16 protein-coding genes are annotated in these 16,464 nt (G+C 52.8%); 14 read left to right on the top strand and 2 right to left on the bottom strand.

Going from position 1 to position 16,464, the window contains the following annotated elements:
- Window positions 1–77: 77 nt before the first annotated feature.
- On the top strand, window positions 78–650 hold the full coding sequence (pyrE, locus tag Psfp_RS00225; RefSeq protein WP_134216540.1) for an orotate phosphoribosyltransferase: 573 nt from the start codon (window positions 78–80) through the stop codon (window positions 648–650).
- A 629-nt stretch (window positions 651–1,279) separates the two neighbouring features.
- On the opposite strand, the gene Psfp_RS00220 is transcribed toward pyrE, so the two are convergent.
- The gene (locus tag Psfp_RS00220) at window positions 1,280–3,073 is read right to left on the bottom strand and encodes an NFACT RNA binding domain-containing protein (RefSeq protein WP_134216539.1); all 1,794 of its coding nucleotides are present in this window, start codon (window positions 3,071–3,073) and stop codon (window positions 1,280–1,282) included.
- 340 nt (window positions 3,074–3,413) lie between these two features.
- Between Psfp_RS00220 and Psfp_RS00215 the strand changes: the two genes are divergently transcribed.
- From Psfp_RS00215 to coaBC, 9 genes are all read left to right on the top strand, one after another.
- Window positions 3,414–3,869 (top strand): RidA family protein, encoded by a 456-nt coding sequence (locus Psfp_RS00215; protein ID WP_134216538.1) that lies wholly within the window; start codon window positions 3,414–3,416, stop codon window positions 3,867–3,869.
- Between the two features lie 148 nt (window positions 3,870–4,017).
- The gene (gene dapF, locus Psfp_RS00210; RefSeq protein ID WP_134216537.1) at window positions 4,018–4,854 is read left to right on the top strand and encodes a diaminopimelate epimerase; all 837 of its coding nucleotides are present in this window, start codon (window positions 4,018–4,020) and stop codon (window positions 4,852–4,854) included.
- A 221-nt stretch (window positions 4,855–5,075) separates the two neighbouring features.
- Window positions 5,076–6,254 (top strand): LL-diaminopimelate aminotransferase, encoded by a 1,179-nt coding sequence (locus Psfp_RS00205; protein WP_192895216.1) that lies wholly within the window; start codon window positions 5,076–5,078, stop codon window positions 6,252–6,254.
- A gap of 214 nt (window positions 6,255–6,468) precedes the next feature.
- The gene (locus tag Psfp_RS00200; protein ID WP_134216535.1) at window positions 6,469–7,662 is read left to right on the top strand and encodes a pyridoxal phosphate-dependent aminotransferase; all 1,194 of its coding nucleotides are present in this window, start codon (window positions 6,469–6,471) and stop codon (window positions 7,660–7,662) included.
- Window positions 7,663–7,912: 250 nt separating this feature from the next.
- Window positions 7,913–8,791, top strand: coding sequence for a YicC/YloC family endoribonuclease (locus Psfp_RS00195; protein WP_134216534.1), 879 nt, complete (start codon window positions 7,913–7,915; stop codon window positions 8,789–8,791).
- A gap of 28 nt (window positions 8,792–8,819) precedes the next feature.
- The gene (locus Psfp_RS00190) at window positions 8,820–9,095 is read left to right on the top strand and encodes a DUF370 domain-containing protein (RefSeq protein WP_134216533.1); all 276 of its coding nucleotides are present in this window, start codon (window positions 8,820–8,822) and stop codon (window positions 9,093–9,095) included.
- 17 nt (window positions 9,096–9,112) lie between these two features.
- Window positions 9,113–9,727, top strand: coding sequence for a guanylate kinase (gene gmk, locus Psfp_RS00185; RefSeq protein WP_134216532.1), 615 nt, complete (start codon window positions 9,113–9,115; stop codon window positions 9,725–9,727).
- A gap of 25 nt (window positions 9,728–9,752) precedes the next feature.
- Window positions 9,753–9,959, top strand: coding sequence for a DNA-directed RNA polymerase subunit omega (gene rpoZ, locus Psfp_RS00180; RefSeq protein ID WP_134216531.1), 207 nt, complete (start codon window positions 9,753–9,755; stop codon window positions 9,957–9,959).
- A gap of 49 nt (window positions 9,960–10,008) precedes the next feature.
- Window positions 10,009–11,211: a bifunctional phosphopantothenoylcysteine decarboxylase/phosphopantothenate--cysteine ligase CoaBC gene (gene coaBC / locus Psfp_RS00175; RefSeq protein ID WP_134216530.1), complete on the top strand. Its 1,203-nt coding sequence runs from the start codon at window positions 10,009–10,011 to the stop codon at window positions 11,209–11,211.
- A 16-nt stretch (window positions 11,212–11,227) separates the two neighbouring features.
- Here coaBC and Psfp_RS00170 read toward each other — a convergent pair whose 3' ends face one another.
- A complete protein-coding gene (locus Psfp_RS00170) occupies window positions 11,228–12,355 on the bottom strand; it encodes an amidase domain-containing protein (RefSeq protein WP_134216529.1) in 1,128 nt (375 codons plus the stop codon).
- A 168-nt stretch (window positions 12,356–12,523) separates the two neighbouring features.
- Between Psfp_RS00170 and Psfp_RS21390 the strand changes: the two genes are divergently transcribed.
- The 4 genes from Psfp_RS21390 to fmt all read left to right on the top strand — a co-directional run bounded on the left by Psfp_RS21390 (window position 12,524) and on the right by fmt (window position 16,455).
- Complete coding sequence (locus Psfp_RS21390; protein ID WP_192895205.1) at window positions 12,524–12,685, top strand: hypothetical protein; 162 nt, start codon at window positions 12,524–12,526, stop codon at window positions 12,683–12,685.
- 94 nt (window positions 12,686–12,779) lie between these two features.
- Window positions 12,780–15,026: a primosomal protein N' gene (gene priA / locus Psfp_RS00165; RefSeq protein ID WP_134216528.1), complete on the top strand. Its 2,247-nt coding sequence runs from the start codon at window positions 12,780–12,782 to the stop codon at window positions 15,024–15,026.
- A gap of 14 nt (window positions 15,027–15,040) precedes the next feature.
- The gene (gene def / locus Psfp_RS00160; protein WP_134216527.1) at window positions 15,041–15,508 is read left to right on the top strand and encodes a peptide deformylase; all 468 of its coding nucleotides are present in this window, start codon (window positions 15,041–15,043) and stop codon (window positions 15,506–15,508) included.
- Between the two features lie 11 nt (window positions 15,509–15,519).
- Window positions 15,520–16,455 carry a methionyl-tRNA formyltransferase gene (gene fmt / locus Psfp_RS00155; RefSeq protein ID WP_134216526.1) on the top strand — a complete coding sequence of 312 codons (936 nt, stop codon included), beginning with the start codon at window positions 15,520–15,522 and terminating at the stop codon, window positions 16,453–16,455.
- The last annotated feature ends 9 nt before the right edge of the window (window positions 16,456–16,464 follow it).

Genomic DNA, 16,464 nt, shown 5'->3' with positions numbered 1-16,464 from the left:
TCTCAGCAGATGCTGCTCATGCGGCATGAGTGTCTAAGATATCAGTGTTTACGGATACTTGAATAGAGAGGTGCGTCATGTTATCACAAAATGAGGTTGTTAAAATCTTTCAAGATTCCGGGGCTTTGCTGTCCGGCCATTTTCGCCTGACTTCGGGCCGGCACGGGGACCGGTACTTTCAGTGCGCCCTGGTTTTGCAGCATCCCAATTATACGGAAACACTCTGCCGTGAGTTGGCGGAACGGTTTCAGGGGGAAGGGGTGTCGGCAGTTATCGGTCCGGCCATGGGCGGCATTATCGTTTCGTATGAAACGGCACGGGCGCTGGGTGTGCGCAGCCTGTTTACAGAGAGAGAAAACGGCATGATGAAACTCAGGCGGGGCTTTTCTATTGAACCGGGGGAAAAAGTCCTGGTCGTTGAGGACGTGGTTACGACAGGCGGCTCGGTACGGGAGGTCATTGAAGTTGTGCGCGGTCTGGGCGGCGAGGTCGTGGGCGCGGGGGTGCTGGTTGACCGCAGCAACGGCACGGTGGACCTGGGGGTCAGGACGGAAGCGCTCCTGACCATGGAGGTAGTATCTTACGAGCCAGAGGAATGCCCGCTCTGCCGGCAGGGCATTCCGGCAATCAAGCCGGGCAGCAGAACTTAAAGACAAGTACTGTTTATCGCGCAGGATTAAACACAGGTTAAGATAGAAGCATTACGCTGTTCTATAAACAAGTATAAGCTACCAATGAAAATGCACACTGGAGAGTGACAATGGGGAGACATATTCCACGTCATTTACCTCACCTGTCTCAAGAATATTGTTCGAAAAGGCTTGACTTGCGGGCTTGGGGCTAAAATAGCCGTAGGCCGTAAGGCGTAAGGCGTAAAAAATAATACCCGGGGATCATCACCTTACGCCTGACCCAGATACAAGTCAGTATAAGCCTACGCCCTACGACTGACCGGTAAGAAATGCAGTATAAGCCTGCACCTGGGTGCGTTCCTTAGCGCGTGCGTAGCTTGCAGAAAAGCTTGAATAGCGCGTAGCTAGCGGATGGCTGTCTGTAGATGCGGTCGGCATGACACTCTTGTTGCACAAATGGAGAATTGCGAAGAGAGCGGAGGATAACCCCAAGCCCACTACGCATGAGGCTTTTCGAGAACCAATTAACAATGACCTTTACATTGCGATACACTCGTATATATCGGGCTGTAAACAATTTCACATTAATTCATACCAACATTTTTTGGGTTTCGTTATGGTATGATGAATATCTATTTTCAGCTCTATTAGGCTTGACTTTGGTCCGGCTCCGGGGCTCTTAGCATTTCAACTTTATCCTCATCGGGCGCCGCCATTATGGTCTTTTGGTGTTCGTAGATGACCATGCCGGGCCTTGCTCCCTTGGGCTTGTGTACATGCTTGACCAAGGTGTAGTCTACCGCCACCTTTGTCGAAGAGCGTCCTTTACTGAAGAAGGCGGCCAACCCGGCGGCCTCCTCCAGCGTCCTGGCAGGGATTTCCCTCCCTTCCGCACGGATAATCACGTGCGCTCCGTGGATATCCTTGGTATGCAGCCAAAGATCGTCCTGGACGGCCATTTTCAAAGTCAGGTAGTCGTTCTGCTTGTTGTTTTTACCCACGAAAACTGTAAAGCCATCGGAAGAGCGGAAGGAGTGAGGCTTGGGTATAAGCCGCTCCTTCTTGTTTTTCTTTGTGCCCGGTCGTGGGACGGGCATTTTCAGGTAACCCTGCTCGGTTAGTTCCTGCCTGATTTCATCCAGTTCGGCCTGGCTGCCGGCCTGCTCCACGGTTGTTTTAACCCCTTCCAGGTAGCTGAGCTCTTCCCGGGCCAAGGCCAGCCTCGACTCTACCGCAGCACGGGTATGCTTTGCTTTAACATATTTTTTGAAATAAACCCGGCAATTTTCCAAAGGCGTTAACTGCGGGTCGAGGGGTACGGTTACGAGGGGGCAGGAGGGATCGTAATAATTTTCCAGGCGAGCTTCCGCAATCCCTTTATCCAGGCGGTAAAGGTTGGCCGTCAGCAGTTCACCGTATAGCCTGAGCCGATCAGCCCCTGCTGTATCATCCATACTCTCGTTATATATAGACACCTTTTTGGCCAGCCGGGTAATCTCTTTGTTCAGCAAGCCGGTAACAACGTTTTTCTGAAGGCTGAATTTTTGCTGGTGGCTGCGGGCGGTGAAAAAAAAGTCCAGCAGCGCATTCATGCCGTTGTACTTGCTATTCTTACCTGTGTGGCTGAGGTCGATTGCCGCGAAGTCCAGGGGTTCCCTTTTCTTGCCGGTAAGCAGGCAAGGTTCAAATTCTCCCTTTCTGGCGGGGATGATTATTGTGCAAAGCGCTGTCCACAGGGCTCTCAGGTCATAATCACCGCACTGGTCCAAAGGCAAGTCGAGGGGCAGGTTGGCCCGGTGCACAATTTCCCGGCAGGTGACAGGGCTTAAGCCTTCCAGACGTTTCTGCAGCAAGTTTGGCAGGGTGGTTTCCAGCGGCGCGTCAAGACAAATCTGGCGGAATCCATCCTCGTCCAGCGCCAGGGGATTGAGCTTGCCCTGGGCAGGCGGAGGGAGGTAATCCCGGCCCGGCAGTACTTCCCGGTAACGGCTGACCGAGTGCGAGTAGCGCCTGATCCCGTCAAGGATAATTCTTGAGTCCGGGTCTAAAAGGATAATGTTGCTGTGTTTGCCCATAATCTCGCAGACCAGGTGTTTTTCAGATAAACGTCCCAGTTCATCGCGGGATTCAATCTTAATAATCAGTACCCGCTCCAGTCCAGGCTGTTCAAATGCAAGAATTCGCCCGCCTTCCAGGTGTTTGCGCAGCACCATGCAGAATAGGGGAGCGCTGACGGGATTTTCTTTTGCGGTTGCCGTCAGGTGGACCCGCGCGTCCCGGGCATGGGCCGAGAGGAGCAGCCGCTGCCGCAGGCCGGGCTGGTGCAGGATAAGAGCAAGTTCATCCCTCTCCGGCTGGTAGATTTTTTCTATGCGGGCACCTAAAAATCTTACCTCAAGTTCTTGGCGCACGGCAGCCAGGACCAGGCCGTCAAAAGGCATGGTATATTCCTCCGTTTGAAGACTAAAACTGTTCTTAGGGGATTCGACAAGATAGTAACCTGGCAGATCCTGTTACATTATATTACATAGAGGCCGGTAGATAAAGGGCATCTCGAAAAACAAGCCGGGGTGGCTCCCCGGCTTGGCTACCAAAAGGTATTAAGAACTGGGGTTGACGGCAGGTCCCCTGGGTCCGGTATGATCCGGCACAGGCATGCTCCTTTCTTGGTCAACATTCTTTATAGTATAGCCCACCTATAACAAAGCATGAGCCAAACGAAAAAGAATCTCTATAACTGTAATGGGCATGTTATTATGTGATTACGAAGGAGATGAGCATATGTATGAAGCAAAGCTGGAAAGTATGGGTTTGAAACTGCCCCCGGTCCCCAAACCTGTAGCGGCCTATGTACCGGCGGTTATGGTCGGCAAGTATATCTACACTTCGGGCCAACTCCCCCTGGTGGATGGGAAGCTTGCGTACAAGGGCAAAATGGGGTGTGAACTGACGGAAGACCAGGGCTATACAGCGGCAAAAATCTGTGCCGTCAACTGTTTAAGCGCGGTCAGGGAGATGGCAGGCAGCCTTGATCATGTGGAAAGGATTGTCAAAGTAACCGGTTTCGTCAACAGCGCAGCGGGTTTTGTCAACCAGCCCAAGGTGATCAACGGGGCTTCAGAGTTACTCGGTGAAATTTTCGGAGAGGCGGGACGGCATGCCAGGTCCGCCGTCGGGGTAAGTGAACTGCCGCTGGGAGCTGCCGTGGAAGTTGAAATAGTTGTAAAAATTAAATAAGTTCAGACACTTATAACAAAACGTTGTATATGTATGGCCTAAAAGACAGTAAAAAGTAAATTTGTAGGATAATATGTACCTGCGTGTGTAAATAGGGTAAAATATATGGCGGATCAAGTTTTAAAAGCTAAAGGAGGTTCCTGTAGGCTTGCGATTTACTAAAGTGCAGGGTCTGGGCAACGATTTCGTTTTGGTCAACGGTTTTGAACAGGAGCTGGATTTAGACCGTTTTCCAGAACTGGCCGTCAAAATTTGCGATCGTCATTTCGGAGTCGGCGCAGACGGTTTAGTGCCGCTGCTCCCCTCGCGTACAGCCGATGTTAACATGCGCATCTATAATTCCGACGGCAGTGAGGCCGAGATGTGCGGCAATGTCATCCGCTGTGCAGCCAAATACCTGTTTGAGCACGACCTGGTTAAAAAGAAAAAAATACGGGTGGAAACCCTGGCCGGCATTCGCATTCCAGAGTTGATCATAGAGAACGGCCAAGTAACGCTGGTCAGGGTGGATATGGGTGAACCGCGCCTTGAGCGGGTAGATATCCCCATGTTGGGGGCTCCTGGCCGGGTTGTTGATGAGGAATTGGAGATCGATGGGACAGCTTACCGGATTACAGCGGTTTCCATGGGGAATCCCCACTGCATTATCTTTGTCCCTGACGTTGAGGCAGTTTCTCCGTCCCGGTTGGGTCCCCGTTTTGAGACTCACCCAGCCTTTCCCCGCAAGACCAACGTGGAATTTGTACAGGTATTGAACCGTTCCGAAGTGAATATGAAGGTGTGGGAAAGAGGGGCTGGCATAACCATGGCCTGCGGCACCGGCGCTTGCGCGACCGGTGTAGCCAGTGCTTTAAACGGGTACACCGGCCGGCTGGTTACGGTCCATTTAAGTACGGGCGCCCTTTTAATCGAGTGGGCAGGTGATAACCATGTCTACATGACCGGACCGGCCGAAGAGGTGTTCAGCGGGGTATATCCCTTCTAATACAATTCTCTGCGCACCGGTTCGACAGTCTCTTGTTTAAAGCAGGGTTTTGCTGGCAATTTAGTTGGTTATTAACGGTACATCAATTTCATAAAAAATTCGTCATAATAACGTAATGATTTTATAAAAATGTTGCAAGTTGAGGTCGCAGTGATAAAATGTATTAGGTAAGCTTGAATTAGCTTGACCTTGATAATACATATATGAAAGGAAAGTATAGGTTGAAATTTACAGAAGCGCAACGTATCCGCAACCTGCCGTCCTATCTTTTTGCCAGGATTGAGAATCTTATTGCCGCAAAAAAGGAAGAGGGAGTCGATGTAATCAGCCTCGGTATCGGCGACCCGGATCGCCCGACACCGGACCATATTATTGAGGAACTGATAAAAGAGGCCGGAAATCCTGCCAACCACCAGTACCCGTCTTCGGTCGGTATGCTCAGCTACCGCCAGGCTGTGGCTTACTGGTACAACCAGCGTTTCGGGGTTGGGCTCGATCCCCGTACCGAAGTTGTGTCCCTCCTTGGCTCCAAAGAAGGTATCGCCCACATATCATGGTGTTATCTCGATCCCGGAGATACGGTCCTGGTGCCCGATCCGGGTTACCCGGTCTATTCCGGCGGAGCTATTCTGGCCGGAGCCACGCCCCATTATATACCTGTTTGCGAGGAAAACGGCTACCTGGTCGATTTCGACGCGATATCCCCCGATGTGGCCAGAAAGGCCAAAATGATCTTCTTAAACTATCCCAACAACCCAACCGGCGCGGTGGCCGGCGGTGATTTTTACCGCCGGGCCATTGACTTTGCCAGGGAGTATGAAATCCTGATCTGCCATGACGCTGCTTATTCCGACGTTGCTTATGACGGCTATAAGCCCCACAGCTTTCTGGAATTTCCCGGCGCGAAAGAAGTCGGTATCGAATTTCACTCGGTATCCAAGACTTACAACATGACCGGTTGGCGGATCGGGTGGGCCGCAGGCAATCCGGAGGCGGTTGAAGCTCTGGGCAGGCTCAAGTCCAACATAGATTCCGGTGTATTCCAGGCCGTTCAGTATGCCGCAGCGGCAGGTCTCACGGGTTCACAGGAAATTGTTGATAGACAGAACGCAATCTACCAGGAACGCCGCGACATTCTGGTTGACGGATTGAACAGCCTCGGCTGGAACCTGACGAAACCCAAGGCGTCCTTTTATGTATGGGCGCCGGTCCCAAAAGGGTATACCTCCGCGTCCTTTGCCGAATTGGTACTGGAACAGGCAGGCGTAGTCATCACCCCGGGCATCGGGTATGGCCAAAACGGAGAGGGGTATTTCAGGATGGCCCTGACTATTGAGAAACAACGGATCCGGGAAGCGCTGGACAGGTTGGCTGCAAATATTGGCCGGGTTTCGTTTTAACGGATTGTTCCATAAAGTATTTTTACATTAAATTATTGAACAGTGTGGTTCAAAGAGCTTTAAGCTATGCAAGGCAGAACTGTGAAGTCGCAAGATTAAATTTAAGCGCCTGGTTGAACACGGTAGCTGCTAATCGAACCACGAAGGCCGGGAAACATAATTTATATTGGCTTATAACAAGCCGGCCCTCATATATACGAAGGAGGAAGTACCTGTGAAACTAGCTGACCGGGCGTTAAATATCAGTCCGTCCCCGACCCTTTCGATCGACGCGAAAGCTAAAGAGATGAAGTCAAACGGTGACAGTGTGGTTACCTTTGGGGCCGGGGAACCGGATTTCGATACACCCGACCATATTAAAGAAGCGGCCATCGCGGCAATCCGTTCGGGTATAACCAAGTATACAGCAGTTTCGGGCACCAAAGAACTAAAAGAGGCTATCTGTCACAGGTTTCAGATTGACCAGGGGCTTGACTACCAGCCAAAGCAGATCGTTGTATCATCGGGGGCTAAGCACACCCTTTACAACGCCATGCAGGTACTGGCGCAGGCAGGTGACGAAGTAATCCTTCCCGCTCCATACTGGGTAAGCTACCTGGAACAAATCAAGCTGTCCGGCGCTACCGCCCGGATTGTAGCCACCAGGGAAGAAAACGGGTTTAAGTTGACGCCGGACGAACTTGAAGGCGCCATTAATTCCCGTACCAGGCTATTGATCCTGAACAGCCCCAGCAACCCCACCGGGGCTGTATATAGCAGAGAGGAACTTGAAAAACTGGCCGGGGTTATCGCCCGGTACGACTTTATGGTCTTGTCCGATGAAATCTATGCTAAGCTGATATATAGCGGTGACAGGCATGAAAGCATAGCCTCCATTTCTCCTGAACTCAAAGAGCGTACCATGGTTATCAACGGCGTATCAAAAGCCTATGCCATGACCGGCTGGCGGATCGGTTACGCCGCCTGCAGCGCCATAGTGGCCAAAGCCATGGGAGACCTGCAGAGCCACTCCACGTCAAACCCTAATTCCATCGCCCAGGCGGCCAGCGTGGCGGCTCTGACCGGAGACCAGACACCCACCGAACTCATGAGAGTAGAGTTTCACCATAGAAGGGATTACATGCTGGAGCGGTTGCGGGCGATTCCAGGTGTCAGCTGCATCCGGCCAAACGGCTCATTTTACCTTTTCCCCAACGTAAAGAACTATTTTGGAAAATCCTATCAAGGAACCTTAATTCATAACGCCACTGACCTTGCAGCTTTGTTATTGAAAGAAGCGCGTGTTGCCGTGGTGCCTGGTGTCGCCTTTGGGAATGACGACTACTTCCGTCTGTCCTATGCGTGTTCCATTGAAAACATCAAGGAGGGCCTGGACCGTATTTCCAGTCTGATGGAACAAATTAGATAGAATAAGACTCCAGTATTTTTCCTTGAAATACTGGAGTTTTTGTCTTTATGAAAAGGATTTTCTTTTTTTGGGTAGAAAAATAATTTCATGGTAATTGCCAATAATAATGAGTAGTGGGGACAGACCTTTAAAGAATGAAGGAATGTCCCCGATTAAAATGTCCCCGATTGGGGAATGTTTCCATTAGATGGGTTTTGGTTATGGACTTTTATTGTTGCTGTGCTGGTATCAACTGACAGGTGGTGTTGAATTGATTAAAAGCATGACCGGCTACGGCCGTGGAGAGGCTGTTACTGCCGGGAAAAAATTCATTTTCGAGCTGAAAGCGGTCAACCATCGCTATAATGAGGTTGTCTTACGGTTGCCGCGCTCACTTTCCCCCCTGGAAGACCGGATCCGCCGGTTCATCCAGGCCCGCATCGCCCGTGGCCGGGTTGATGGCTTTCTCGGAGTGGAGGAGTGCGGGGAAAAAAACGCCACAGTGAAAGTTGACAAAGCCCTTGCTGCGGCGTATTATAATGCAATGAAAGAACTCCAGGAAACCCTTGGCATTGGTGGAGAAATACAGTTTCAACAGCTGGTTGACTTACCCGGGGTGGTGACCGTGGAGGAACCTGCCGATGATGTCGAAGAATGGTGGCCTTCCATTCAGAACGCGGTGGAAGAAGCGGTTGATAACCTGGTCCGCATGAGGATGGTGGAAGGTGAGCAGTTGGCAAGGGATCTTTTAAGCAGGTCGGAGCGGCTTTTTTATCTCAACCAGAGCATCAGGGAGCGCTCGCCGTTTGTCGTGGAGGAGTACCGGGAGAGACTGGTCGCCCGTTTGAATGATTACATGCGTGATGGTATTATAACTCCCGACCGGCTGGCCGCCGAGGCCACGATCTTTGCGGAGCGCTCCAGCATAACCGAGGAAAACGTTCGCCTCGAGAGCCATTTGCAGCAGCTGAAAAGCTGCCTGACAGCAGGAGAATCAGTGGGAAGAAAGCTGGATTTTTTGATCCAGGAGATGAACAGGGAAATCAATACTATCGCTTCAAAGGCAAACGACCTGGAAATAAGCCGGGCAGTGGTTGAAGCAAAAAGCGAGCTGGAAAAAATAAGAGAACAAGTACAGAACATAGAATAATAATAGAAAGTATTAAGGGGGAAGCAGTATGGAGATTAAATTAATTAACATCGGTTTTGGCAATATCGTATCGGCCAACCGCATTATAGCTATTGTAAGCCCGGAATCTGCCCCCATTAAGAGGATTATAACCGAAGCCCGCGATCGGGGTATGCTGATCGATGCAACCTACGGACGCCGGACCAGGGCGGTTATCATCACCGACAGCGATCACATTATCCTTTCCGCGGTACAGCCGGAAACAGTGGCCCATCGCCTGGTTTCCAAAGACGCTCCGGTACAGACTGAGGAACCCGGCGAATAAAGCATGGAGAATTAGTTGTGCGTAAAAAAGGTTTATTATTGATCATATCCGGTCCTTCGGGGGCCGGTAAGGGGACTATCGTGAAAGCGCTGCAGCGAGAAATCCCAACCTTAATCGTATCCATTTCTGCCACTACCAGACAGGCCAGGGGCGGCGAGGCGGATGGGGTTGATTATTTCTTCCTGGAACGGGACATCTTCAATAAAATGATTGACGAGGGCCAGCTTCTTGAGTGGGCTCAGGTTTACGGAAATTATTATGGCACACCCAGGCATTTTGTCCTGGAAGCCCTTGAGCGGGGTAACGACGTTATATTGGAAATTGATATCCAGGGCGCCCTTCAGGTTAAGAAAAAACTGCCTGAGGCGGTGCTGATTTTTATTGCCCCTCCATCCAGAACAGAGCTGCAGCAGCGCTTATTTGGCAGGAAATCGGATTCCCGGGAAGAAATTGAAAAACGTTTGCAATGTATGGCCGGGGAGATGAAACTGGCGGCCGGCTACGACTACATCGTAGTAAATGACAGTATTAGAAGGGCAATTGATAACATCCAGGCTATCATATTAGCCGAAAAGTGCCGTACCTGGCGCCTGCAGCCAATCATTGACCATCTCTCCCAGTTGGGCGGTTAGATTTTTTTGAAGATGGAGGAACGCTATGAATGCACCAACTCTTGATGAGCTAATGGAAAAGGTTGACAGCCGGTATACCCTGGTTGTGGTTACCGCCAAGCGGGCCAGGATACTGACCGAGAGGGGAAGCGCCAAGGCCGACGAAGCTTCCAGTAAACCGGTAACTGCCGCCCTGAAGGAAATAGCCAGCAACAGAGTTGGATACAAAAGAACCCACGCTGGTATCAAGTGACTTTTGTGCGAATGAATTCGCACCTGCATTTTTAGATAGGAGGAAGCCCATGCTGGCTGGAAAAACGATCACCCTGGGAGTGACCGGCGGCATAGCTGCTTTTAAAGTTGCCCAATTGGCAAGCAATCTTAAAGCAGCCGGCGCGGAGGTCCATGTGGTTATGACCAGGTCGGCCCAGGAATTTGTCCGGCCTCTTACCTTTCAGGTGCTTACGGACAACCGGGTCTACACCGATCTCTTTGACCGGGCCTCCGGCTGGAACGTTCAACACGTTGAGCTTGCAACCCAGTCCGACCTGATCGTTGTTGCCCCCGCCACCGCCAATATGATTGCCAAGGTGGCAGTTGGTCTTGCCGACGACCTCCTGTCCACCGTTATAACAGCCGCTGCCTGTCCGGTTCTTTTTTGCCCGGCTATGAACAAAAACATGTACGAAAACCCGATTGTCCAGCGCAACCTGACTGTTTTACGGGAATTGGGCTATCATTTCGTCGAACCAGGCCGGGGGAGGCTGGCCTGCGGGGTGGAAGGGATTGGCAGGTTGGCCGAGATAGAAGCTATTCAAGAAAATATAGAAGTCCTTTTGGCTTCTAATAAAGATTTGAGCGGCATGAGCGTGCTGGTAACGGCAGGCCCAACTGTCGAACCAATTGACCCGGTGCGCTACCTGACCAACCGCAGTTCGGGTAAGATGGGCTACGCGGTGGCAGGCGCCGCGTTGCGCCGGGGGGCCAGGGTTATTCTGGTCAGCGGCCCAACCGCATTGAAACCGCCCCACGGGGTCGAGTTTATTGGAGTGGAGACCGCCAGGGAAATGTTTGACGCCGTGCTGGCAAATTATCCCCACGTCGATGTGGTTGTTAAATCAGCTGCCGTTGCAGATTATAGACCTAAAGAAGCCGCTCAGCATAAAATCAAAAAGAATCAGGATGAAATGACCATAGAGCTCGAGAAAAACCCGGATATCCTGGCAGAACTGGGACGGAGAAAGACCCACCAGCTCCTGGTGGGCTTTGCGGCTGAAACCAAGGAGCTCGAAAAAAATGCTCTCCGCAAGCTGGAGATGAAAAATCTTGATCTCCTGGTCGCCAACGATGTGACCAGGCCAGGCGCGGAGTTTGGTTCTGATACTAATATTGTAAAACTGGTTTATCCGGGACAAATTATTGTCCAGTTGCCCAAAATGGATAAGAAAACTTTGGCTGACCGGATCTTGGATGAGGCGCTTAACTTGAGAGCATCCAGCCAGTAAATACAATACTTCATTTTTAGTCGTTCACCTGATAAAGATGAAAAACCGTTGTTTTGTCATAACCCATATCCCATGGGCAATGGTAGCGGTCAACGTTATGGGCGTTGACCAGGGGATAACCTTGTGAGTCGGTCCCCACGACTATAGCCAGGTGCCTGGAATAACCCGTCTCTCCATAACCGATAACATCCCCCGGCGCCAACTCCCGGGCAGCTCCCCCCGGAAATTTGCTGGTGGGTTGATTTAATTCAGAGAAAGTTCCCCGCGCCAGCCGCCGCCCCCTCCCGCTGTAGAGAATCCAGTCGCCGAAGGACTCAGCCCGCACCCAGCTTTGGCTCCCGGCATTTTCCTGCCGGTCATAATACCAGAGGTCGTCCATTACCATTTTGCCGCCATCCTGGTCACCCAGGCATTGGGATACGAAGTTGGCGCAGTCTCCGCCACGGTCATTAAAATCGCGGTAATTCCGGTTATAACTATTGTCATTGCCGGCGCCCCAGGCCAGCCCGGCGTATTTATCGGCATATCGAACAGCTCCTTCGCGGTCGAAAACTACCGGTGTACTATTTTTTGCTGCAGGCCTTTTCCCCAGCTGCCCTACCACTGCGGCGCTGTCTGCCGGCGTGGGGTTGGGGACCTGGAAATTATCACCCAGACCATCGGTATAAAAGTCCTGCAGAATTAACCACTTGCTCCCCCGGCACACCAGCTTTAACCAATGCCTGGAGCCTGTACCAAAGCGGTTGACAGTGGGACTGCCGGGATAAACATAGCCAAGTTGGAGGGTCTCGTTGACCAACAGCTCGGCGTAATTCCCTTCCATCCTGTACCAGGGGATGCTCAGCGATGATTTCGCTTCAGTAAAATGTACACCTCTTTTATTCGCCCACTGCTGGACGTAGTCCAACCGCTCGCGCTCATGGATTTGCGCCCAGAGCCCCAGTGTTTCCGAGGTTTCGTAAAAGGTCAGGGCAGGCGCCGGGTCAGCGCCGGTAATTATAGCCAGGGCGCGGGCCTCAAACATTTCCCTTACACCATTTTGTAGCTGGTTTTCCTTATATTCAGAGTTGGCGCCGGCTGTACCGCTCATAAATCCCACCGTGCAAATGATTAATAAAACCGCCGCGATCCTGCATGTAGACATAAATCTCCTCCTAAAAAACCTATATCCCTTATGTTGTTTTGCTTCAGGCGGAAAATACATGTTTTTTTATGCCATAATCCATATGATCTATCGCTACCAGTATGTCCTACGTTGATGTCGCTGCTTGTGGGGATTAAGCGACGGAACAAGATGATAAACTAAGGAAAAATGGATAGGGGCGTGCTCATCGTGCGTAAAGCTGACGGAAAAAGGTTCACCAGGCCCGAAAAAGGCGTATGGCCGCTTGTTCTGAGACGTCACAATATGGAACCCGGTACGCGGGAGTTGACAGCATTGTGCTCCAATCATAAGCCGGCGCGTCAGGATTAAAAGAGGTACGGGAATAAGGATTGACCCTGCCGGTACGGCGCCTTTTTTGTTATAATAAGGCTGGTATTTGTAAACATGTTCCCTGGAGGGTATAATGGTAAAAAACGGTCTCTATGCCGAGATAATCGTCGATTTGGCTGTCAGGAAGACTGACCGTGTGTTCCATTACGCCGTACCCAAGAAATTTGAGAACGTTCTGCAAATTGGCGCACGGGTACTTGTCCCTTTTAGGGAAAGGTGTTTGACGGGCTATGTGGTCGGTTTCGGGGCGCCGGAGAGCCAGGTTAATATCAGAGAAATAGCCGGGGTACTGGACGAGGAGCCTGTCTTCAGCCCGGAGCTTTTAGAGCTGGCCCGCTGGATGTCGGAAAGTTATCTCTGCAGCACCGCTGAAGCGTTGCAGCGGATTCTTTCCCCCCGCCTGCAGGTAAAGTCAGGCCGCGGGGTAAGAAGGATCATTCCCGCCCTTGACGGGGAGAAACTTGAACAAGCAGCCGCCTCCCTGGCCCGCGCGCCCAGGCAGGCAGCCGTACTGCGGACAGCCATGGCCAGTCCGGGGCTAACTGTAAAGGAACTGGCGGCTGCTGCGGAAACTACCGGCAAAACAGTGGAATTGCTGGTGCAGAAAGGGTATTTGACGGCTGTTAACAATACGTCCCAGGCGCCCCCCGGGTATGGCGGACCGCAGTTCACAGCCGGTTACGGCGAATTGCGGCTTAATGCGGATCAGGCAACAGCCTTAGAGCAGATTGAGGGCGCCTTAAAGGCCGGCAGGTTCAGCGTGTTTCTGCTGCATGGGGTTACCGGCAGCGGCAAGACCGAGGTTTACCTGCGGGCCATTGCTGCCGTGTTGCAGGAAGGCCGCCAGGCGGTGGCTCTGGTCCCGGAGATTGCGCTGACCCCTCAGATGATCGAACTTTTTCGGGCGCGCTTTGGCAGCCTGGTAGCGGTACTGCACAGCGGCCTGGCCGGTACGGCAAGGTACCAGGCCTGGCGGCGGGTCAAGAGTGGTGAAGCTCCGGTGGTCCTGGGCACACGTTCGGCAGTATTTGCGCCGGCGCCCCGGCCTGGACTCTTTATTATCGATGAAGAGCACGAGTCAAGTTACAAGCAGGATGATCACCTGCGCTATCACGCCAGGGAAGTGGCCCTGAAAAGAGCGCAGCAGTCCGGGTCGGTAGTAATCCTGGGGAGCGCCACTCCGTCTCTGGAATCCTACCTGAGGGCCGGGCCAGGCGGCCTCTACCGCCTCCTCAAACTACCCGTCAGGATTGACAACCACCCCCTCCCGCCGGTGCAGGTGGTCGATATGAGGGATGAATTAAAACGGGGCAACCGGGGCATATTCAGTGTACCCCTGGTCGAAGCCATAAACCGGCGTCTGGAAAGACACGAGCAGGTGATCCTGTTTTTAAACCGGCGGGGCTATGCCAACTTTGTGGTATGCCGCCAGTGCGGGCTTGTGATCAAGTGCCCGAGCTGCGACATATCCCTGACCTATCACCTGGACGGCACCCTGCGCTGTCATTACTGCAACTACAGCACGAACCGGCCTGTCCTGTGCCCCCGCTGCGGCAGTGATCAGATCAGGCATTTCGGCGTGGGCACCCAGAAGGTGGAAGAAGAGGCGCGGCGCTTGTTCCCGGAGGCGAGAGTCTTGCGCATGGACAGCGATACGACCTCCCGCCGGGGAGCGCATGAAAGGCTTATCAGTTCTTTCCGGGACGGTCACACCGACATCTTGATCGGTACCCAGATGATTGCCAAGGGCCTGGATTTGCCGAAGGTAACCCTGGTTGGTGTAATCAATGCGGATACGACTCTGCATATGCCGGATTTCCGGGCCGCCGAGCGTACTTTTCAGCTTTTGACGCAGGTTGCCGGCAGGGCCGGGCGCGGCAGTCTGGCCGGAGAGGTCCAGATTCAGACATACACACCGGACCATTACAGTATCATAGCTGCGGCGGCTCACGATTACGGGAGCTTTTACCGGAGCGAGGCGCCGGTCCGGCGCGCGCTGGATTACCCCCCCTTCAGTCACCTGGCCAGGTTGCTGTTGACCCATACCGACGAGGAAACATTAACAAAGGGAGCGCTGCTGGCTAAAGAAATTTTGGAGAAAATAGCGGCAGGTGTAAACGTCCCTATCGATGTCCTGGGCCCGGCGCCCGCGCCAATGAGCAGGCTCAAGGGGCAGTATCGCTGGCAGTTGGTACTGAAAGGACCGCGCCGCAATACTTTGAAAGATGTGATCAAAGAAGCCTTAAATATTCTGGACAAGGAACGACCGGCTTTTAAGCCGTCCGTCCACGTAGATATTAACCCACAGGGTATGGTTTAAAGGAGGCTCCGGTTTTGACTGTTTATAGTATTGTTGAATTGGGAGACGATGTCCTGAGAGAAAAAGCCAGGGCGGTGCCCAAAATTACCCCCAATATCATTAAGCTTCTGGATAATATGGCCAGGACTATGTACATGGCGAAAGGCGTTGGTCTGGCCGCTCCCCAAGTCGGGATATCCAAACGGGTGATCGTTGTGGATACCGGGGATGGCCTGCACGAGCTGATTAACCCGGAAATTGTCCGCTCCGAAGGGCAGGAAATTGATAACGAAGCTTGCCTCAGCATCCCCGGACTGATGGGGGAAGTTGCCAGGGCAACCCTGGTTGAGGTAAAATCACTTGATCGCAACGGCAAGGAATGCCGGCTCCAGGCAAAGGGTTTTTTTGCCAGAGCCCTCCAGCACGAAATCGACCACCTCGACGGGGTGCTGTTCATAGACCGCGCGAAAAATATATCAAAAATCAAGAACAAGGAAGATTAGAGGAGTTGCAGATGCGGGTTGTATTTATGGGGACCCCCGATTTCGCGGTCCCCACCTTGCAAGCCCTGGTACAAGCCGGCCACGACCTTGCTGCTGTTGTAACCCAGCCTGACCGGCCCAGGGGAAGGGGTAAAAAGGAGGCGGCGTCCCCGGTTAAAGTCGCCGCTCAAGCTTTCCAGATCCCGGTTCTTCAGCCTCAGCGGGTTAAAGATCCGGACTTTATTGAGGTTTTAAAAAAACTGTCGCCGGAAATAATTGTGGTAGCTGCCTACGGGCGCATCCTTCCCCCGGCTGTTCTTTATCTTCCCGTATACGGCTGCGTCAACGTACACGCTTCCCTGCTGCCGAAATACCGGGGGGCCGCCCCGCTGCACTGGGCTGTTATGAACGGGGAAAGGGAGACGGGGATAACTATCATGCGTATGGACGAGGGAATGGATACCGGCGCAGTTCTCCTTCAGGAGGCCGTGCCGATTCGTGAGACAGAGAATGTCGGAGCGGTCCACGATAAACTGGCCGCCCTTGGCGCGCGGTTACTGCTGAAGGGGCTTGCCCTGACCGGCAGAGGCGAGCTTGCAGGCGCGCCGCAGTCCGGGGAGCCTTCTTACGCTCCCATGCTTAGGGCTGAGGATGAAATAGTTGCGTGGGCGAGGCCCGCACGTCATTTATTTAACCAGATCAGGGGTATGGACCCCTGGCCGGGCGCCCGTACTACCCTTTGGGGCAGGGTACTTAAATTATGGCGGGCGGAGGTATTGGATGAGGACGCTATGGGTCACGTTCCAGGCCAGGCGCTGGCCGCCGGCCGGGATGGGATCACGGTTGGTACCGGGCAGGGCCTGCTCCTGCTCAAGGAACTTCAGCTGCAGGGCGGCAAGCGCATGAGCGCGGCGGATTTTGTCAGAGGCAACCCACTCCCGGCTGGAACTGTGCTGGGTAGCAGATGAACACCGGAG

Origin of the sequence: Pelotomaculum sp. FP (genome assembly GCF_004369245.1) — a bacterium.
In the GTDB taxonomy this organism is placed as follows: Bacteria; Bacillota; Desulfotomaculia; order Desulfotomaculales; family Pelotomaculaceae; genus Pelotomaculum_C; species Pelotomaculum_C schinkii.
The sequence above is the reverse complement of the archived record's forward strand: the minus strand, read 5'-3'. Positions and strand labels throughout refer to the sequence as shown.